The organism is Leeia sp. (genome assembly GCF_041909055.1).
GTDB classification, from domain to species: domain Bacteria; phylum Pseudomonadota; class Gammaproteobacteria; order Burkholderiales; family Leeiaceae; genus Leeia; species Leeia aquatica.
Window position 1 is genome coordinate 37,984 of the sequence record NZ_JAYREC010000002.1, and the last position, 17,530, is coordinate 55,513.

The 17,530-nt window shown below is 57.9% G+C and carries 21 protein-coding genes; 12 read left to right on the forward strand and 9 right to left on the reverse strand.

From position 1 onward, the window contains the following. Positions 1–200 precede the first annotated feature (200 nt). Both ACE3O2_RS05825 and ACE3O2_RS05830 read right to left on the reverse strand, forming a co-directional pair. Positions 201–1,505 carry a hypothetical protein gene (locus ACE3O2_RS05825; RefSeq protein WP_374335639.1) on the reverse strand — a complete coding sequence of 435 codons (1,305 nt, stop codon included), beginning with the start codon at positions 1,503–1,505 and terminating at the stop codon, positions 201–203. An 85-nt stretch (positions 1,506–1,590) separates the two neighbouring features. Beyond that, entirely contained in the window at positions 1,591–2,196 is a 606-nt protein-coding gene (locus ACE3O2_RS05830; protein WP_374335641.1) for a LysE/ArgO family amino acid transporter, read from the reverse strand. A gap of 110 nt (positions 2,197–2,306) precedes the next feature. Between ACE3O2_RS05830 and ACE3O2_RS05835 the strand changes: the two genes are divergently transcribed. Beyond that, positions 2,307–3,200 (forward strand): LysR family transcriptional regulator ArgP, encoded by an 894-nt coding sequence (locus tag ACE3O2_RS05835; RefSeq protein ID WP_374335644.1) that lies wholly within the window; start codon positions 2,307–2,309, stop codon positions 3,198–3,200. 199 nt (positions 3,201–3,399) lie between these two features. Here the strand turns inward: ACE3O2_RS05835 and ACE3O2_RS05840 are convergent, their stop codons facing one another. Next, entirely contained in the window at positions 3,400–3,687 is a 288-nt protein-coding gene (locus ACE3O2_RS05840; RefSeq protein ID WP_374335646.1) for a hypothetical protein, read from the reverse strand. A gap of 165 nt (positions 3,688–3,852) precedes the next feature. On the opposite strand from ACE3O2_RS05840, the gene ACE3O2_RS05845 reads away from it, so the two are divergent. The 4 genes from ACE3O2_RS05845 to ACE3O2_RS05860 all read left to right on the forward strand — a co-directional run bounded on the left by ACE3O2_RS05845 (position 3,853) and on the right by ACE3O2_RS05860 (position 7,541). After that, the gene (locus ACE3O2_RS05845; RefSeq protein WP_374335648.1) at positions 3,853–4,572 is read left to right on the forward strand and encodes a polyprenol monophosphomannose synthase; all 720 of its coding nucleotides are present in this window, start codon (positions 3,853–3,855) and stop codon (positions 4,570–4,572) included. Continuing rightward, positions 4,569–5,420 carry an NAD-dependent epimerase/dehydratase family protein gene (locus tag ACE3O2_RS05850; protein ID WP_374335650.1) on the forward strand — a complete coding sequence of 284 codons (852 nt, stop codon included), beginning with the start codon at positions 4,569–4,571 and terminating at the stop codon, positions 5,418–5,420. Before ACE3O2_RS05845 ends, ACE3O2_RS05850 begins: the two co-directional genes overlap by 4 nt. After that, positions 5,408–7,087, forward strand: a complete 1,680-nt coding sequence (locus ACE3O2_RS05855) for a hypothetical protein (protein WP_374335652.1) — start codon at positions 5,408–5,410, stop codon at positions 7,085–7,087. The genes ACE3O2_RS05850 and ACE3O2_RS05855 overlap by 13 nt, the downstream gene beginning before the upstream one ends. Positions 7,088–7,187: 100 nt before the next feature. Continuing rightward, positions 7,188–7,541 (forward strand): GtrA family protein, encoded by a 354-nt coding sequence (locus ACE3O2_RS05860; protein ID WP_374335654.1) that lies wholly within the window; start codon positions 7,188–7,190, stop codon positions 7,539–7,541. 104 nt (positions 7,542–7,645) lie between these two features. Here ACE3O2_RS05860 and ACE3O2_RS05865 read toward each other — a convergent pair whose 3' ends face one another. The 5 genes from ACE3O2_RS05865 to ACE3O2_RS05885 form a co-directional block, all read right to left on the reverse strand. After that, complete coding sequence (locus tag ACE3O2_RS05865) at positions 7,646–8,392, reverse strand: SDR family oxidoreductase (protein ID WP_374335657.1); 747 nt, start codon at positions 8,390–8,392, stop codon at positions 7,646–7,648. Between the two features lie 203 nt (positions 8,393–8,595). After that, entirely contained in the window at positions 8,596–9,378 is a 783-nt protein-coding gene (locus tag ACE3O2_RS05870; protein WP_374335659.1) for an SDR family oxidoreductase, read from the reverse strand. Next, positions 9,375–10,568 carry an aminotransferase class V-fold PLP-dependent enzyme gene (locus tag ACE3O2_RS05875; RefSeq protein WP_374335662.1) on the reverse strand — a complete coding sequence of 398 codons (1,194 nt, stop codon included), beginning with the start codon at positions 10,566–10,568 and terminating at the stop codon, positions 9,375–9,377. The genes ACE3O2_RS05870 and ACE3O2_RS05875 overlap by 4 nt, the downstream gene beginning before the upstream one ends. Then, positions 10,568–11,035, reverse strand: a complete 468-nt coding sequence (locus ACE3O2_RS05880) for a RidA family protein (protein ID WP_168875799.1) — start codon at positions 11,033–11,035, stop codon at positions 10,568–10,570. Before ACE3O2_RS05880 ends, ACE3O2_RS05875 begins: the two co-directional genes overlap by 1 nt. Positions 11,036–11,107: 72 nt before the next feature. Beyond that, positions 11,108–12,016, reverse strand: a complete 909-nt coding sequence (locus ACE3O2_RS05885; RefSeq protein WP_374335664.1) for a LysR substrate-binding domain-containing protein — start codon at positions 12,014–12,016, stop codon at positions 11,108–11,110. Between the two features lie 127 nt (positions 12,017–12,143). On the opposite strand from ACE3O2_RS05885, the gene ACE3O2_RS05890 reads away from it, so the two are divergent. The 7 genes from ACE3O2_RS05890 to ACE3O2_RS05920 all read left to right on the forward strand — a co-directional run bounded on the left by ACE3O2_RS05890 (position 12,144) and on the right by ACE3O2_RS05920 (position 16,913). After that, the gene (locus ACE3O2_RS05890; RefSeq protein WP_374335666.1) at positions 12,144–12,914 is read left to right on the forward strand and encodes an alkaline phosphatase family protein; all 771 of its coding nucleotides are present in this window, start codon (positions 12,144–12,146) and stop codon (positions 12,912–12,914) included. A 139-nt stretch (positions 12,915–13,053) separates the two neighbouring features. After that, a complete protein-coding gene (locus ACE3O2_RS05895; protein ID WP_374335668.1) occupies positions 13,054–13,440 on the forward strand; it encodes a hypothetical protein in 387 nt (128 codons plus the stop codon). 173 nt (positions 13,441–13,613) lie between these two features. Then, positions 13,614–14,444, forward strand: coding sequence for an alpha/beta fold hydrolase (locus ACE3O2_RS05900; protein WP_374335670.1), 831 nt, complete (start codon positions 13,614–13,616; stop codon positions 14,442–14,444). A gap of 102 nt (positions 14,445–14,546) precedes the next feature. Next, a complete protein-coding gene (locus tag ACE3O2_RS05905) occupies positions 14,547–15,422 on the forward strand; it encodes a hypothetical protein (protein ID WP_374335673.1) in 876 nt (291 codons plus the stop codon). Between the two features lie 47 nt (positions 15,423–15,469). Continuing rightward, complete coding sequence (locus tag ACE3O2_RS05910; RefSeq protein WP_374335674.1) at positions 15,470–15,880, forward strand: hypothetical protein; 411 nt, start codon at positions 15,470–15,472, stop codon at positions 15,878–15,880. Positions 15,881–15,994: 114 nt separating this feature from the next. Then, positions 15,995–16,417 carry a pentapeptide repeat-containing protein gene (locus ACE3O2_RS05915; RefSeq protein WP_374335676.1) on the forward strand — a complete coding sequence of 141 codons (423 nt, stop codon included), beginning with the start codon at positions 15,995–15,997 and terminating at the stop codon, positions 16,415–16,417. Next, positions 16,356–16,913 carry a hypothetical protein gene (locus ACE3O2_RS05920; protein WP_374335678.1) on the forward strand — a complete coding sequence of 186 codons (558 nt, stop codon included), beginning with the start codon at positions 16,356–16,358 and terminating at the stop codon, positions 16,911–16,913. Before ACE3O2_RS05915 ends, ACE3O2_RS05920 begins: the two co-directional genes overlap by 62 nt. A 47-nt stretch (positions 16,914–16,960) precedes the next feature. Here ACE3O2_RS05920 and ACE3O2_RS05925 read toward each other — a convergent pair whose 3' ends face one another. Further along, positions 16,961–17,518 (reverse strand): hypothetical protein, encoded by a 558-nt coding sequence (locus tag ACE3O2_RS05925; protein ID WP_374335680.1) that lies wholly within the window; start codon positions 17,516–17,518, stop codon positions 16,961–16,963. Between the last annotated feature and the right edge of the window lie 12 nt (positions 17,519–17,530).

Here is a 17,530-nt window from a genome sequence, read left to right on the forward strand (position 1 = left end):
GCGGCCCGGCGGGGGGGGTATGGGGGCCCCCACGCGGCGCGGCCGGGGGGTGCCCGGCGGGCCCGCGCCGCTGAGGGGAACGTGCTCGACACCATGCGCGGCTGTCATGATGTAGAACGTATGTTCCATATCATGGCAGCAGATGCCTTTCTCCGCAAGGGCTTTTTCATGCCTGCCGACGATCGGCATGGCGGGCGTGTTTACCAGCAGAAAGGCGCGGTGTTCTGCCAGAAGAACCAGCGCTTTTCCTCCCAGTGACGGGCATTGCCGATCTGGTAGGGGCGGGCGGCTTCGGCGTCCAGCTGGATGATGGAAAGGTAGCCTGCGTGGCTGCCCACCACCAGCGTGCGGCCATCAGCGGAAATGTCCATGCCGGAGATGGTGCTGCCGAGGTGGTGGAACCAGTGAGGCTGACCATCCCAACCCATCGCCCGCAGGTAGCCATTGGCATCACCGATGATCAACTCACCGGGGCGGCAGGCGGTGGCGTACACCCGCGAGCCTTCCTGCAGCACGGTCTGGCGCGGATCGTCCGCGTAGTAATCGGTATCCATGCCCGGCAAATCGGCTACCGCCACGCCAATGGTGGTGCCGTTGTAGAAATGGCAGGCGTTGAAGGCGACGTGGCGGCCATCTTCGCTGAAGCAGGCAAAGTGCGGGTACTCGCTGTGCGGGCCGATGCTGGCCACCAGATTGAGGTCGCGGTCGAACACCAGATGCGCACTGCCCTGGTTGCCGACGGCAATCCAGCGGTTGTCTGGCGAGACGGCACCGTGTGGCATGTCGTAACGCATGTCGAAGGCCTCGTCGTCGTCGAGGTCTTCGCGGTCTTCCTCGATTTCGGCGTCGGTCGGCAGCAGGCGGGTGGCGCCGCTCGCCGCCAGCACCCAGATGCCGTGGCTGCTGACCAGTAGCAGGCGCTGGCCCTCATCAAACGGGATCAACTGGTTGGGTTGCTGCGCCCAAGATACATCCGCCCCGCCCAGCTCGCCCAGCAGGCCTTCCTGCCCGGTGGGCCAGTCGAAACGGGCTACTTCGCGGCCCTGCCAGCCCTCGGTCACCCGGATGCCTGCTGCGCTGGCGGCGGCATAATGGCGGCGGTCCGCCGAGCGGCCAATGAACAGGATATCCTCCAGCCAGTGTGCCTCACGGCCACGCACATGCATCACGCCGCCATCCTGATACCAGTCGCCAATGCGGGCGAGGATGCTGCCATCGTCCAGCAGCAGCACCTGCATCACCGCGCAGCCCACATGTTCCAGCAGCGGGATCATCGCTTCGTGGCTGATCGGCAGCTCGGCCTTGAGGTCGCGGTCATTACCCGCTGCAAAAGCCGCCCGTACATGCTCGACCACCGGCTGCAACAGATGCTGGAGCTCAGGGACCGTCGGCTCCTTGCCCGCTGCATCCCAGCCCTCGCGCAGGCCGGTATCCACATATGCATTGATGGCCCGGCTGTATGCCAGAACTTGCTGTTGCCACTCGGCCTGTTGTGCTGCATTCATGCGTGATCATCTCCTGTAAAGACCGGGGGATGATAACGTCATTGCCTGGCCATGCGTGTGACGATTTGTGCAGCCGTGTGAAGGTTTACCGCCACACCAGCGAGAGCGTGAGGCTCCACATCACGGTGCCCACCAGCCCGTCCAGCAGCCGCCATGACAAGGGCCGGGCAAACAGCGGCGCCAGCAGCCGTGCCCCATAGCCCAGCGCGGTAAACCACAGGATGGACGCCGCGGTAGATCCGATGGCAAACCACAGCTTGCCCTCACCCGGCTGCTGCGCACCAATCGAGCCCAGCAGCACCACCGTATCCAGATACACATGCGGGTTGAGCAGGGTAAACGCCAGCACCGTGAGCATGGCCTGGCGCGCAGTGTAGCGGGGTGCCGTATCGCCCAGGTTCAGGCTCTCACTGGCAAACGCCGCCCGCCACGCCCGCAGGCCATACCAGAACAGAAACGCCGCGCCACCCCAGCGGGTGAGGTCCAGCAGCAGCGGGTGCTGTTGCACCAGCGTACCCATGCCCGCCACCCCGGCGGCAATCAGCAGCGCATCACTCAACATGCACACCAGCACCGTCTTGCCCACATGCTGGCGCAGCAGGCCCATGCGCAGCACATGCGCGTTTTGTGAACCGATGGCTATGATCAAACCGGCAGCAAGGCTGAATCCGGACAGGGCGGCGCTAAGCATAAGGGGCTCTCCATTTACGTTGCACCCAGCTTAACGCCTGTCAGCCACAGGGTGAAGCAAAGTTAAAATTACTCCATAATCATTAGAATATCTTAATAAGTGGAGTGGGCATGCAGCTGGACCAGAAGCAGTGCGAGGCGTTTCGTGTCGCCATCGAGCGCGGCAGTCTGGAGCAGGCCGCCACGGCGCTGCACGTTACCCCCTCCGCCATTTCGCAGCGCATCCGCGCGCTGGAAGCGTCGCTGGGTCGGCCGCTGCTGGTGCGCAGTCGCCCTTGCCGCGCCACGCCGGATGGGCAAGCCCTGCTGCAATACGTACAGCGGGCCGCCCTGCTGGAGGCTGATCTGGTGGCCCGCTTCACTGAAGGGGAGGAGGCCTTGCTCACCGTGCCGGTGGCGGTGAATGCCGATAGCGTCGCCAGCTGGTTCCTGCCCGCCGTTGCCCCTTTCCTGATTGCCCAGCGGGTACTGCTGGACGTGACGGTAGACGATCAGGACCACACCTATCAGCTGCTGCAAGCCGGGCTGGCGCTCGGCTGCATCTCCACCGAAGCCCAGCCCATGCGCGGCTGCGTGGCCGAGCCGCTGGGGGTGATGCGCTACCGTGCCATGGCCTCAGCCGACTTCATGCAGCGCTGGTTCCCCGATGGCGTCAGCCGCGAGCGCCTGCGCCACGCCCCGGTGATGGTGTTCAACCGCAAAGACCGGCTACAGGCCGACTTCCTGCAGCAACACTTTGGCCTTACCGACCAAGCCTGGCCCCGCCACTACCTGCCCGCCTCCGAGCCCTTCCTGCAAGCGGTGCGCCTTGGCCTCGGCTGGGGTATGCTGCCCGAAGTTCAAGTGGGCGGCCTTGCCGATTGCAACGGCCTGCACGACCTGCTACCCGCCCACCCCGTCGACGTAGGCCTCTACTGGCACAGCTGGAAAGTGCAATCCCCCCGCCTGGAACACCTCTCCCGCACGCTGGTGCAGGCGGCGCAAAGGATGCTGAGGCCGTTGTGAGGGGGGGCGGTGGAATGTATCTACTTTAGTATGAGTCATACAAATGTATTCACAACCCTGTTCATCAGAGGATCATGACTTTGTTGGTACTGGATTGAAGCGGAGGCATTGAATTGCTTACTGGTGTTGCCGGGTTTGTCCGACATTGGCAAGCGGGACTGGCCGCGCTGGCGCGGTAGTCGATCCAGCGCTGAGCAACTCATGCCAAGCTCGATAACTCACGTATGACGGCCAGCAGGGCATCGAGCGGCAGCAACAGCTGTGTGCGCAGGTAGGTGACTAGATCTACCTGTGCAGCGTTAAGGGTGGTTTGTAGACGGTGTACGGTGTGGCTATCATCCTGTAAGGTATCGCGCTTGCGCCACTTTCGGATGGTGTCGCGGGAGACGTTGAACCGGCGAGCGAGTTCATAGTCACTGCCGCCCGTCTTCTGGATGGCTTCGCGAATGGCGGGCGTGGTGGTGTCCTTGCGCAAGGCGATCAGCATGGTGTTCCCGGTTCATCCATTGTGCCATGAGGGTGATGGGGAGTTCACGACCGACCAATTGCGGTGACTTACTTTTTAGTAGATATTCATTCGAAACCAATCACGTATTAACAAGCGTTCATTTTTAAAAAAAATTAATTGAATAATTTTAGGATAGAATATCCAATGAATAATATTGCGGTTGTTATTCCAGCGTATAGGGAAAGTGAAAACATTGTTCAGCTTTGTCAGGAAATACTTGCGCGTTATAGTAAATCCAATATTCTAATTGTTGACGACTCGCCCGATGATTTAACGGAGGATGCTATAAAAAAATTAGCCCATCCTAGAATTAAAATCATGCATCGAAAGAATAAGGGGGGGAGAGGAAGTGCGGTAATTGATGGTATTCGCTCATGTATTAAGGAAGGGTATGATTTTTATTTGGAAATAGATGCTGATTTTTCACATCCACCGGAGCAAATTTCATCACTGGTAGCACAGGCGGATCGCGAAAAACTTGACCTCCTTATTGCAAGTCGATACTTGAGTGGAAGTAAAATATTAAACTGGCCGTTGTCACGTAAGATTTTTTCTAGGTGTGCAAATCTTTTGGCAAGAGCTTTGCTTCAGGTTCCTGTGAATGATTACACTAATGGTTTTAGGCTTTATAGTAAAGAGGCCGCTCAGGAGGTGGTTAATACGTCTGGGAAGTTGGGGGGTGGCTTTATTGCATTAAGCGAGATACTTGTGAATTTATATTATCGGAATTATAAAATTGGCGAAGTATCTACAGTTTTTAAGAATCGTATTCGTGGCGAGAGCTCGCTTTCCCGAAGGGAAGTATGGAATGCTTTGGTAGGATTGAAACGGATCTATCAACTTAAAAAACAGCTATCAAAATGAAATCAATTGCACTAACAGGGGCAACAGGTATAGTTGGGACCCGTCTTCGTGAGTATTTTAAAGGGGCGGAATTCGTTGTCTTTAAAGGGGATGTCCGTGATCCTCTTGCTGTTAAGAAATTTTGCCGGGAATCGGCTGCGTGTGATGCATTCATCCATTTGGCTGCACTTGTTCCGAAGCAAGTAGTGGATAGCGATCCAGTTGAGGCTTTTGACGTTAATGTACGTGGAACACTGAATATATTGGAAGGGCTTCGCCAGTTAAAGGATTGTGCACCATGGATGTTTTATGCGTCGTCCTCACATGTATATGCGTCCTCTCCTAATCCAATGAGTGAGGATGGCTCATTAAAACCTTTCACATTATATGGGCTCACAAAACTGCAAGGTGAGCAATGGTGTCAGGCCTACGCTAAAGAGTTTGGATTGAAGATTTGCATGGCTAGACTTTTCAGTTTTTCTGACCCTTTGCAATCAAACTTATATTTCATTCCCGCAATGATCCATAAACTAAAGCATGCGGAGCGCAATTCAATTATAGAAATTCAAGGTGTAAATGGTCAACGCGACTTTATAACAATCCAACAAATATGCTACTCCATAGAAAGACTATTCCTCAAGAAATTTGAAGGTGTTGTCAATGTTGGAACAGGAGAGGGTAATCACTTGCTGGGTATGGTTAGAAGGATTGCTTGCCTTTTGGACCGTGGCGATATTGAGATAAGGGCAAAAGATGATACTCCAACTTTTCATGTGGCTAATGCCTCTCTATTGAATTCTATGGGGGTGAAATTGTCTAACGAAGTCGGGTCTCTTCTTGCAAAAATGACTGACATATGCAAACTGTAAGCTGGCAGAAATTACTTGCAAGGGCTCCACATTTGTTTTTTTATGTGATGGCCGCTATTCTTTTGTTTAAGTATATAGTCTATCTGATTGCCGTTGTTCCTTTTCCATATGATTGGGAGCCCACAGATGGAGATCATTTAAATTTTGCCCATAGACTGGCGCAGGGGTTGCCAATATATTTGCCATTAAGAGAAGGTCAAGTATTAAGTATTTATAATCCACTTTATCATGGTTTGATCGCGATTCTGGGAGGGGGGCACGTTAGTTTGAATTTTGCGCGGTTTGTCGCTTTTGTGTTTTGGTTGATGATTCCATTTTCTGTTTTTTGTTTTTTCTGGAAGAGATGGGGTTGGTACACGATAGCGGCTGCATTATTCATATGGCTACCTACTCAGCCTTATATGCTTATTGACATTGTGCAAGTAAGTCCAAATAGTACAGTGGCTTTTCTATTTTTGGTGACATTGCTGTTTGCAATAAGCTGCGTAGAAATGCAGGATGCAGCATGGTGGAGATGGCTAATGCTGGGTGCTATCGCAGCATGCTGTTATTTGGCAAAGCAGCAGGGTTTGATTGCGCTGGTGATTGTTTTAAGTTTCCAGGTTCTGCAGTGTAAAACATGGAGAGTTATTGCGTTAACAGTGCTTGGATTTTTTGTTGTATTCTCAATATGCTCCGCTTATCTTGAATATCTGAACTCTGGCGAATATTTGCGCGTAACGTTACTTGATCTGCGAAAGATAATTACTTCTGATCCGCATCTTGCCGTGCTTAGATTGAAGGAATTTTTGTTTGACGAGAATTTGTATTTTTTTGCATGTTCTATTTATTCTTTATATAAATCTCTTGCTGATTTCAAGAGGTTGACAATTTGGCAGGTTAGTTTCTTGCTGCATATACCATTCTTATTGGCTATATTAGGTAATGGGGGCGGGGGGCCTAATTATTTCTTATCCATGTGGATAAGCATGGTTTTGCTAAGTATTGAGACGGTCTTCAAAGCTAATGTCGCTAAGGTTAGTGCGCTGGGGTTTTTTTTAGCTTTCTTGATGATTACACTTTGGGGGAAAACATCTTACATTGAATTTACCGACATTCTTATCTTGGTTGTATTTATTGCATTTCTTGTGGCGTATGTTGACAGCAAGAAAGCTGAAAAGTTTGCTGCTATTTGGAGTGGGTTGACATGGGTTGCCAAGTATAATTGGAATCTGGCTGAGTTTTTTTTTATTACACTGATTATTAATTTCTCTCTTGGTGTGAAGCCTGTTTTGCTTGAGTTTGAGGCGATTTCTTTGCCAACGCCTGCAATGGAGGTGAAAATGAAAGACTACTACCAGTCCGTCAAGAAGCTTGTGGCTGATAGGCGCGAGGCAAGTATTCTTACGAATAGAAACATTGGTGCCTTTGTGTTTAGTAATTTGCGTATTGCCAATGAGGGATGCACCATGTTTACCTATGCATGGCATTCCCCATCCGTCTTTAATAAGGATAAAATCATTAACGCAATCCGGGAAAAGAGATTTGACTTTATTTCAACTGGAATTCAAGATTATCCGGAGGATGTGAGGGCTGAAATTGAAAAATACTACCGCCCGGCCTTAAGCAAAGAAACTAATATTTATCTTGGTAAAATGGGTGTGGTCAATGTTTTCTCGCCACTTTAGCTGTTTTTGACCTTATGGTTATTTGATGTGCAATATATGAGTTGGAGGTGACTGAGATTTGTTAAATGAAAGATTTCAAATTTTCTTTCGGTTCTGTGTTGTGGGTTCTATTGGGGTTTGTATTAATTTCATTGTTTATTACTTAATTACTAGGATTGCTTTATTAAGTATTGGCTTTGGTGCCATTGGAGCTTTTGGTGTTGCTGTAATTTGTAATTATATTTTGAATCATAAGTGGACTTTTTCTAATGGTAAAAAACGCGAATTGAGTTTTGAAAGGTTTCTTCTTTATGTTTTGGTTAACCTGATTGGTCTGTTTGTTAATGTTTCAGTGCTTAGTGTTCTTGTTGCCATGATTGGGTTGGAAGAGGATTTTTTATGTCAAGGTGTAGGGGTGTTATGTGGAATGTTACTCAATTTCTATATCTCAAAAAAGCTGGTATTTGAAATTTAGGCAGGCACAGTGTACCTGCACCTGCTGACTTGTCAGGCTCAGATTGGGCAGCACATGCGAACATCCAGTAGAGACCGATCAGCCTCGGTTCAGCATGCCCCGCCTCACCGCCCCCCCGTCACATCAATAAACGCGCCGGTGCTGAAGCTGGCGGCGTCGGACAGGAGCCAGAGGATGGCTTCGGCGACTTCTTCGGGCTGGCCGCCGCGTTGCATGGGGACGGTGCTGGCCAGGCGGGCGACGCGGCCGGGTTCGCCACCGTCGGCATGGATGTCGGTTTCGATCACGCCGGGGCGGACGGCGTTGACGCGGATGCCTTCGGCAGCCACTTCTTTGGAGAGGCCGATGGTCATGCTGTCCATGGCCCCTTTGGAGGCGGCGTAGTCGATGTATTCAAACGGTGAGCCGCCGCGTGCCGCGCCAGACGACACATTGACAATGCTGCCGCCCTGACCGCCCAGGCGGGTGGACATACGCTGTACCGCCTCACGGGTGCAGAGGAAGCTGCCGATCACATTGGCCTGCAGCACCCGCTGCCAGCGGGCGGCATCCATCTCTACCAGCCGCATCTGGCGCTCCAGAATGCCGGCGTTGTTGACCAGCCCGATGAGGGGCAGGCCCAGCCCGTCTGCCGTTGCAAACAGGCGCTGCACGTCAGCTTCCTGCCCGACATCCGCCTGCACCGCCCACACCTGCCCGCCGCTGGCGCGCAGCTCGGCCACCAGCGCTTCGGCTACCGCCTGCTGGCGCAGGTAGCTGAAGCAGACGGCGTAGCCACGGGAGACAGCCAGCCGTACCGTGGCGGCGCCAATGCCCCGGCTGCCGCCGGTGAGGATGATCAAGCCAGCCATGTCTATCTCCTTAGCGCGCTAATAATAGTAGGCATCATGCCAGCGCTACGCGCAGGCAGCAAGCCTTGATGTTCGTACCTGGCCGGTATGCCAAGGTGAGGCAGTGCTAGCGGTGCGGCGCAATGCCCTTGCGGGTATTGCGCCCTACAGGTTCGGCCGTCCTCAGCCTGCTTCGCCTGGCTGGGTGGGGTTAACCACTTATGCTAGACGTGATGCACCTTGCCGCCATCCACCCGGATCATGGAGCCGGTCAGGTAGCTGGCTTGCTGGCTGGCGAGGAAGGCGGCTACGGCGCCAAACTCTTCCGGCTCGCCAAAGCGGCGCAGCGGGATGCTGGCAGACTGGCGCTTGCTCATCTCGTCCACACCCACTCCGGCCTCAGCGGCGGCGCGTGCGGTCAGCGATACGCTGCGGTCGGTGTTGATCAGGCCCGGCAGCAGCATGTTCACCGTTACGCCATCCGCTGCCACTTCGCTAGCCAGTGTCTTGCACCAGCCTACCAGCGTGCTGCGCAGGCTGTTGGAGAGCGCCAGCGCCGGATTGGGCTCTTCCACGGTGGTGGAGGCGACCGTCAGGATGCGCCCCCAGCCGCGTGCGCGCATGCCAGGCAGCACATGGTCGGTAATCTGCACCAGCGACAGTACTAGGCTCTGGAATTGCGCTTGCCACAGCGAGAGCGGAATACCGGCGGCACCACACGGCGGCGGGCCGCCGCCATTGTTGAGCAGGATGTCGACTGGCGGCAGTTCGTCCAGCTGCAGCAGGGCTTGCGTCACCTGCTGCGGGTCGGCCAGGTCGGCCGGCAGGCAGTGCACGGTGACACCGTATCCCTGCAAGCGCTGCGCGGCCTGTTGCAGGCGCTCGGCTTGCCGCCCCAGCAGGGTGAGGCTCACGCCTTCTGCCGCCAGTGCGGCGGCGGTGGCATAGCCCAGCCCGCTGCCGCCGCCCAGAATCAGGGCATGTTTGCCCTGCAGTCCGAAATTCATAGGTATTCTCCTTGTGGTATCAATGCATGGATGGCGTGGTAGAGCTGGTGCTGCTCTTCATCGCTGCTGTAATAGCTCACCGAGGCGCGGGCCAGCTCGTGCAGGCCGCGTGCCTGCATGTCGAGCGGGGTGTAGGCCACGCCGTTGGCACCAATGTGGATGCCTTGCTGGCGCAGGCGTTGCTGCAGCACGCTGGCGGGCAGGCTGTCGACGGTAAAGGACACCAGGCCGGAGCGTTGCAGGCTGAGGTCATGCAGCGTTACCCCCGGCAGGGTGGCGAGCCGCTGGCGCAAGGCTTGTGCTTGCTGGTCGATGCACTGGCGGATGGTGTCCAGCCCGATGTCCAGCGCGTAGCGGATGGCTTCGCCCAAAGCCAGCTTGATGGCGGGGGCCAGCTCGGCATCTTCAAAACGCCGGGCGCTGTCTATCCAGTCGAAACGGCCTTCGCGCCAGGGTTGGGTGTGCACATTGCCATAAGGCGGGGTCAGCTCGGCCAGCCGCTCGCGGCGTACATACAGCAGGCCGCTGCCACGCGGTCCGCGCAGGTATTTGCGTCCGGCGGCCACCAGCAGGTCGCACTGCAGTTCATTCACGTCTACCGGCAGCTGGCCGACCGCCTGCGCGGCGTCGATCAGATACAGCGCGCGGCTGCCGCGCAAGCGCTGGCCGATCTCCGCTGCCGGGTTGATCAGCCCGCCGTTGGCCGGTAGCCAGGTGAGCGACACCAGCCGCACCCGATTGTCCAGCAGGGTGCTGAGTGCGTCCGGGTCCACACTGCCATCGTCGCGGCAGGGCAGCACTTCCAGCGAGAGGCCATGCCGCTGCGACAGGTCTTGCAACAGCGCCAGATTGCTGGCCCATTCCTGCCGTCCGATCAGGATGCGCTCGCCCGCTTGCCAGCGGATGCTGGCCACCAGCCGCCCCCAGGCCGCACCGGCCCCGGTGCTGAAGGCCACTTCGTCCGGCTGGGCGCCCAGCAGGCGGGCGGCATCCTGATACGCGGCGTCCACGGCGCTGGCCACGCTGGCGGCGGCTTCCATGCCGCCATGCTCGGCTTCACGCTGCCACTGTGCCTGCAGCACATCCAGCACCGGCTGCGGCATCAGCGAGCTGCCGGCATGGTTGAAATGGCAGACGTGCTGCAGGCCGGGCGTCTGCGCGCGCCAGTGGGCGAGGGCGGGGCGGTTCATCAGGCCAGCTCGATGATGGCGTCGACTTCCACTGCCACCCCGACCGGCAGCGAACCCACCCCCACCGAGGTACGCACGTGGCGTCCGGCATCGCCAAACACCGATACCATCAGGTCGGATGCGCCGTTGACCACCTGTGAGTGGTCCGCAAATTCCGGCGTGGCATTGACGAAGCCGCCCAGCCGCACCACCTTGCGGACCTGGTCCAGCCGGTCGTCAGTGGCCTGGATGATGTGGGCAATCAGCGACAGACCGCAGCTTAGTGCAGCCAGCTGGCCTTGCTCGACATTGAATTCACGGCCCAGCTTGCCGATATAGGCCGGTTCGCCTTGCTGCTGCGCAATCTGGCCAGAGAGGTACAGCAGGTTGCCGGTGCGGACGCGCGACACATAGTTGGCGGCCGGGCTGGTGAGCGGCGGCAGGGACAGGCCCAGTTGTTCGACACGGGCGCGGATGCTGTTGGACATGATGATCTCCGGTGTGGGCTAAAGGTGGAGTCATCATGAGGGTCGCGCGCGCGGCTGACGAGCGCGAAGAATTTACCCGATGGGTGAACTGGATTCACCCATGGCGGCCTCCTGCTGCAGCCAGCCGGCAAACGCCTGCGCCGCCGGGGAGGGCGGGCCGGGCGGCCGCAGCAGCCAGTGGCCCACATCGCCGCGCAGCACCTGCTGCGGGAAGGGACAGGCAAGGCTGCCTTGCGCCAGCAGTGGCGCCAGCAGCCGCAGGCGGCCCATCGCCAGCCCCTGGCCGGACTGCGCACCGTGCAGCACGATATTGTAGTCGGTAAGCATGGTCTGGCGGGTACCGGCCAGCGAGCAGCCAAACGCGCCCGACCACGCACTCCATTCCAGCGCATTGGGTGACCAGGAAAACAGCAGGTTGTGCTGCAGCAGGCTTTCCGGCAGCCGCCACGGCCCGCCTTCGGCCAGCAGGGCCGGGCTGCAGATCGGGGTGAGCCATTCGTCCATGATCTGGATGCCTTGCACACCCGGCCAGTCCCCCCGCCCGTAGCGGATCGCCACATCGGTATCCACGCCGGGCTGTGACAGGCGGATGCTCGGGTCCATCTGCAGCTCGATGTCTGGATGCTGTGCTTGAAAGCGGTGCAGGCGTGGTACCAGCCAGTGGCTGGCGAACGAGGCCAGCAGGCTCACCCGCAGCACCTGCCGGGTGGGCGCACGTACCGCCTGCGTGCCCTCCTGCAGCAAGGCAAAGGCGCGCCGCACCCAATCCAGATACTCAGCCCCGGCCGGGGTCAGGCGGATACGGCGGGTCTCCCGCACAAACAGCTTCTGCCCCAGCTCATCCTCCAGCCGGGCGATCTGGTGGCTGACCGCGCTGCGCGTCAAATGCAGCGCCTGCGCCGCCCGTGTGAAGCTGAGCAGGCGACCTACCGCTTCAAACACATGCAGGGCGTGCAGGGAGGGCAGGCGCGGGGGCGTCATGGTGGTGTCGGCTGAGTAAAAGCCCATCATGCCGTCAGCACGGACCCCGTGGCAAGGGGAGGGTGGGCAAATGCGAGTGCCGGGCCTATGATGTCTGCTTTCCCCTGTCTGGATGGATGAGCAAAGCATGGACAAGCTGGTGCTGGTACTGGCCGATGGGCTGCGGGCGGATACCGCGCGATTTTATATGGGCTATCTGGCGGCGCTGGAGGAAGGCGGGCGCGCGCATCGTACCCAGTTCCCCTGCATGCTGCCCAGCCTGTCCCGCCCGCTGTATGCTACCTTGATCACCGGGCGTGCGCCGATCGAGCACGGCGTGGTCAGCAATGATCAGCCGGGTGTGTCCTGCGGCGAAACGCTGTTTCACCAGCTGATGCAGTCCGGCAAGCGCAGTGCCGCTGCCGCCTACTACTTCTTTTACGAGATGCTGAGCGGCGAGCGCTATCACCCCTATCAGCACCGGCTGGCAGCCGTGCCGACGGCGGGCCTGGGCGCGGCCTGTTGGTACCACGCCGACGAGTACCCGGATAGCCACACCCTGGCCGACGGTGAAGCGCTGCGCCAGCACTACCAGCCCGATTTCCTGATGATCCACACCATGGGCAGCGACCACGCCGGGCACGTGCACGGTGGCGGCTCAGACGCCTACAACATGGCCGCCCGCGTGCTCGACATGCAGCTGGCGCTGCTGATCCCGCGCTGGCACGCCGAGGGCTACCACGTGGTACTGACCAGCGACCACGGCATGCACCCCGACCGCATGCACGGCGGCACCCAGCCGGTAGAGCGCGATGTACCCTTCTACTGGCTGCCGCACGACCGCAGCCGCCCGGCGCTACCGCTCGCCCAGCGCGACGTACGCGCCTTCCTCGCCCGCGTACTGCTGGGGGCAGGGTGAGCGTTGCGGCACTGCTACCTTGGTGGCACCTGTAACCCTGATGCCGGTGTATGGCTGATCATCGAACCTGTCCACCCCGCCCCATAGCCGCACAAGGCAAGGCTTGCTAGCATAGTGGTTTGCGAAAAGGGTTCCGATCATGGTGCTTGGATGGCAGGTGCTGGCAGGCTTGGTGTCGATGGCTGCACTGCTGCTGACGGTGGGCATGCTGTTGGCCGGGCTATGGCGATTGCAGCAGCATGCCTTGCACCGGATAGGGTACGGCTTGCGCCTGCTGGCACTGGCGCTGCTGTGGACCTTGCTGATGGCCGCCATCAGTGCGGTATGCGCGCTGCCATGGATGGCGCTGTACTTGGGTGAACCCGCCATTGTTCTGCCGCTGAACCCCTACCTGCAACTGGCGCTGGTGATGGTTGTGTATATCAGCTCCGTTGCCCTCTGCCTGCATGGCGTGCTCAAATTGTTCAAGCGTGCGGGCTGGGTACCGGAGCCCGCTGTGTCTCACCCGCCCGATGTGGGGGCGTGATCGCGTGGTCGGGGCGTAGACCGGGCTGTCCCAAGTCTTGATGCGGCTCATCACGCAGCTCGTCATGAAGGTACTCGCCGCCATCACACGCTGCCAGTATGGACTCGCTAAACTTTTTCAGCATGGCTGGATCGTATGGCGATCCCGCTTCCCTTCAAACACAGGAGCATAACGTGCAACGACGTTTCAAGGCTGCCATCGCAGGTCTGCTGTGGGTTGCCGCCAGCATGGCGGTGGCAGGGCCCTCCTGTAGCCCGGGCATGCTTCCGGTTAATGGCCATGGGCTGTGGGTGGATCATCAGGCCGGCGCGCAACCGACGCTTGTGTTTGAAGCCGGGGGCGGCAACGATGCCACGGTCTGGTCCCGCTTTCTGGAGCAGGCCAAGCCGCTGGGGCTCAGCACCTTTGTCTATGACCGGGCAGGGCTGGGAAACAGTGAAGTGGACCCGTCTCCCTATACGGTACAGCGGGAGGTCGCCGCACTGGCGGCTGCGCTGGAAGCCTGTGAGGTCAAAGGTGACCTGATACTGGTGGCCCATTCCTATGGCGGCAACATCGCCTTATTGCTGGCGGCACAGCATCGCCAGGTCAAAGGTGTGGTGCTGCTGGATACGGTGATACCGGGTTACAACACAGCCGAGCGCATCCAGAAAATTCTGGATACCTATCGGCCACAATACCCGGAAATACGCGAAAAAGCCCCCAAGCTTGCGGCTGCAGTCATCCCGATGATGGAAGCCTACCCGGACACGGCCAAGGCGCTGGATGCAGTAAGCCTGCCGCCGGGCTTGCCGGTGGTAGACATCGTGGCAGAAAAGCCAGCGGTGGATACCCCGGAAGAAGCCGCCACCTGGCATGCTGCCCATCGTGCCTTTGTGCAGAAAGATACGAGCAGATCCTATGTCCTCGCCAAAGACAGTGGCCACAAGGTGATGGTAGACCGGCCAGACCTCGTCCTCCGCGCGATTGAAACCCTGCTTCAGCGCATCACGGTTCAGCCCTGACAGAGCCAGCCTTGCTGCCACGGTGGGCTGCGATCGCTAAACTTTTTCAGCATGGCCGGATCGTATGGCGATCCCGCCTTCCTTCAAACACAGGAGTATGACGTGCAAAGACGTTTCAAGGCTGCCATCGCAGGTCTGCTATGGGCCGCCGCCAGCATGGTCATGGCCGAGCAAAGCTGCGAGCAAACGGGAGGCGCGCAGCTCTCCAGCCTGCTGGTGGCCCGCTGTATCAATGTGGATGCCAGCAGTCATCCCCCCTGCAACGCCAGCAACCGCTGCGAATGGATGGCAGAAGCCATCCGCATTGGCTGCCTCGGTCTGCTGCAAGACCCGGCCACCGCGCCGGTTTACTGCCGTAGCGGCCAGGAAAACAACGCCAGCGTGATTGCTGCCGCTCGCCAGACCATCAACAGCGCCCACAGCGCCTGGCGCAAGGCCTTTCCGGAGAGCGACCCCAGCCGCATTGCATTCAGCATTGAAGAGCTGAACCAAGACCAGCGGGAAGACTTCGCCGCCCTGCGCCCGCTGAAAGACGGCAGCGTGGTGCAACTGGTGGTGTTCTACGGGCAGCCAGATGGCAGCTTCGCCCTCCAGTTCAGCTCGGGCGAACTGGCCGTACCTGTCGGCAGCAAGCAAAGCGTGACCCTCAAACAACGCTACCGCCTGGTGAGCAGCGATCCGGGCAGCAGTGACCCCGACTATCAGACCAAGGCCGACAGCTTCCTCTTCTTCGATCGCAACAGCAGCACCGGCAGCCTGCGCCTGCAGTATCGGCTGGAAGCAGGTGAACTGCGCCTGATCGGGCAGGAACGTACCGTGCAGCAGGGCAAGGACAGCAACGGCACCAGCATCAACTACCCCGCAGGCAAAGTGCTGCAATGGGAGCGCCGCAACGGCAAACGCAGCGAAACCACCCGCAAGGACATCACCCTGCCACGCCTGCTGCTGCCACAGCTCAATGAAGCGATGTTGCAGTAGGGGCTACCTGCTTTTATGACGAAGTAACGACCGATAAAGTAGATGCCATGTCCCATGCCTATACCGTAGCGTTACGCTTTTCCGGCGTCCTGCTCGATCCCACCATGATGTCTGACAAGCTGAGCTTGCCCGCCAGCCATAGTGGGGTGGCATTGCCCGCAAGCCGAGTGCCTGGACGCATGCCTTTCTGGGCGTACAACGGTCACGATCAGGAGGGCTTTCAGGATGAGTGGACTTCACTTGAAGCCGGGCTGGCTTTTCTGCTGAACGCGTTGCACTCCAGAAAATCGGCCATCTTGCCGCTCTCCCGGCAGTTTGATGGCTGCTGGTGGTGCGGTCACTTCCAGAGCAGCATTAATGGTGGCCCCACCTTGCCGGCAGGGTTGATGCTCGATCTCGGTAGCTATGGCATGCCGCTGTGTCTGGATCATTATTTCAGTGATGGCCCTGCTGGGTAGGGCGGTAAAGCTTCAAAACCCATGGCGCATGAGGCGAGGTCGCCTCTGTGGCGCAGTTTAAAAGTTTAAACCCACTCATGCCCTTTCAGGGGCGTGGTGTTGATGAGGTCCAGGATGGAAGAACCCGTCATCATCGAAGGCGTAGATTACCCCGATGCCCGTGATTTGCCTGATCTGGGCATGGGTCATGTTTTCCGCTATTGCAATTTCAAGGACATGGAGCTGGAAACCGGACCTGTGGATGCAAGCTTCATCGGTTGTGTGTTTCAGGATCTGGACTGGTACTGGGGGCTGTTTAACTGCTGCATATTGGTGGATGTGAGCTTTGAGCGCTGCACCTTTCGCGGTACCAATTTTGCGGATTGTCGTTTCCTGAACTGTACATTTACCAACTGCCGGTTTGTGCACGACAATCTGGATTCACCCTGCCATTTCGAAGGGTCTCAGTGGTTTGACTGTAGGGTGGGAGTGGGCAATGAAGGGCTACCACTCTCACTGGGCAAGCTTCGTAAGCCGTCAGGTTTTGGAGACCGATGAATTGAAAGCCATCGCTCGCTTGCTGTGCCTTGCCATCCTGACTCCCTTGGCGAATGCATGTTTCGCCTCACCGCCTGCTTTAAGTGAAGCAGATATTGTGAAAGGGTGTATGAACCCGGAAATGGAAAGCCGGGCATTTCTTGTTTTTGGTGCCAGGGTATTGGATGTGAAGGCAGATGGGATGATGGTGCTTGCGCGGTCCGACAATGGTAAAAAGGTTTTGATAAAGCTGGCCGGGATTACGGTGAGACCTTCTGCCTTTGATCGTGCAGCTGTGATAAGTCGCTTTGAGGGTAAAACAGTTGACGTACTTGTTGATCCGCAACAGAGGGATCAGGAGCAATTGATAGGCACGCTGAACGTATCTGGGCAAGATTTGGGGGAGTGGTTGTTGCAAAACAGCATGGCTGATTTCACGGCGCTGGATGCAAAACACCTGTCCAGCTACAGCGCATGCCGGTATCACAACATAGCAGCCGCTGGGTCTCCGCGGTAATCTGGAAGGTTCGCCTGTTTGAGGTGGCGCTCAAGCTGCACCGTAGATCATGGCTTCTCTTGAGGTTCGTTCGCTTGAGGTATCGGTAGCGGCTTCAATGTGCGCAGCACGAAAAACAGCAGTTTGCTGAGGACGATGGCCAGCAGGATGCCGCTCATGACATGGCCGGGGCTGAAGGTTTGCAGCGAGACGGGGTCGATGCGCCCGGCTGTTACACGGTAGCGGCTGGTGAGGGTGAGCGGGTGGTCATTATCGCTGTCGATGGTTTCGATCAGGGTGCCTTGCGGGCTTTGTGCAACGATGCGAACTTCTGCTTCCCTGATGCCTTCATCCTCACTGAATCTGGCGGCTTGCGTCCATAAGGTGCGGCCCGCCAAGGCCGGGCTGCGGGCTTCTTGCAGACTGACCAGCTCAAAGGGTTTGCCTGTGTGGCTGCTGACGGCCACCTGAAACAGTCCACTCGGCACCGCGCCGGGCTGATAATCTGTGGCAGACAGCCAGGACAACAGCCGTGGCAGCAGGAACATCAGCAGCAGGAACACGCACAGAAAAGCCAGTTTGCTGTGCGGGAATCGGGATAAGGTAAGCTTGATGTGCTGGCGCATGCCATGATCAGG

Bases quoted from the DNA above. Each gene is read 5' to 3' on its own strand.
- ACE3O2_RS05825 (WP_374335639.1), bottom strand. From the start codon at position 1,505: ATGAATGCAGCACAACAGGCCGAGTGGCAACAGCAAGTTCTGGCATAC.
- ACE3O2_RS05830 (WP_374335641.1), bottom strand. From the start codon at position 2,196: ATGCTTAGCGCCGCCCTGTCCGGATTCAGCCTTGCTGCCGGTTTGATC.
- ACE3O2_RS05835 (WP_374335644.1), top strand. From the start codon at position 2,307: ATGCAGCTGGACCAGAAGCAGTGCGAGGCGTTTCGTGTCGCCATCGAG.
- ACE3O2_RS05840 (WP_374335646.1), bottom strand. From the start codon at position 3,687: ATGCTGATCGCCTTGCGCAAGGACACCACCACGCCCGCCATTCGCGAA.
- ACE3O2_RS05845 (WP_374335648.1), top strand. From the start codon at position 3,853: ATGAATAATATTGCGGTTGTTATTCCAGCGTATAGGGAAAGTGAAAAC.
- ACE3O2_RS05850 (WP_374335650.1), top strand. From the start codon at position 4,569: ATGAAATCAATTGCACTAACAGGGGCAACAGGTATAGTTGGGACCCGT.
- ACE3O2_RS05855 (WP_374335652.1), top strand. From the start codon at position 5,408: ATGCAAACTGTAAGCTGGCAGAAATTACTTGCAAGGGCTCCACATTTG.
- ACE3O2_RS05865 (WP_374335657.1), bottom strand. From the start codon at position 8,392: ATGGCTGGCTTGATCATCCTCACCGGCGGCAGCCGGGGCATTGGCGCC.
- ACE3O2_RS05870 (WP_374335659.1), bottom strand. From the start codon at position 9,378: ATGAATTTCGGACTGCAGGGCAAACATGCCCTGATTCTGGGCGGCGGC.
- ACE3O2_RS05875 (WP_374335662.1), bottom strand. From the start codon at position 10,568: ATGAACCGCCCCGCCCTCGCCCACTGGCGCGCGCAGACGCCCGGCCTG.
- ACE3O2_RS05880 (WP_168875799.1), bottom strand. From the start codon at position 11,035: ATGTCCAACAGCATCCGCGCCCGTGTCGAACAACTGGGCCTGTCCCTG.
- ACE3O2_RS05885 (WP_374335664.1), bottom strand. From the start codon at position 12,016: ATGACGCCCCCGCGCCTGCCCTCCCTGCACGCCCTGCATGTGTTTGAA.
- ACE3O2_RS05890 (WP_374335666.1), top strand. From the start codon at position 12,144: ATGGACAAGCTGGTGCTGGTACTGGCCGATGGGCTGCGGGCGGATACC.
- ACE3O2_RS05895 (WP_374335668.1), top strand. From the start codon at position 13,054: ATGGTGCTTGGATGGCAGGTGCTGGCAGGCTTGGTGTCGATGGCTGCA.
- ACE3O2_RS05910 (WP_374335674.1), top strand. From the start codon at position 15,470: ATGTCCCATGCCTATACCGTAGCGTTACGCTTTTCCGGCGTCCTGCTC.
- ACE3O2_RS05915 (WP_374335676.1), top strand. From the start codon at position 15,995: ATGGAAGAACCCGTCATCATCGAAGGCGTAGATTACCCCGATGCCCGT.
- ACE3O2_RS05920 (WP_374335678.1), top strand. From the start codon at position 16,356: ATGAAGGGCTACCACTCTCACTGGGCAAGCTTCGTAAGCCGTCAGGTT.
- ACE3O2_RS05925 (WP_374335680.1), bottom strand. From the start codon at position 17,518: ATGCGCCAGCACATCAAGCTTACCTTATCCCGATTCCCGCACAGCAAA.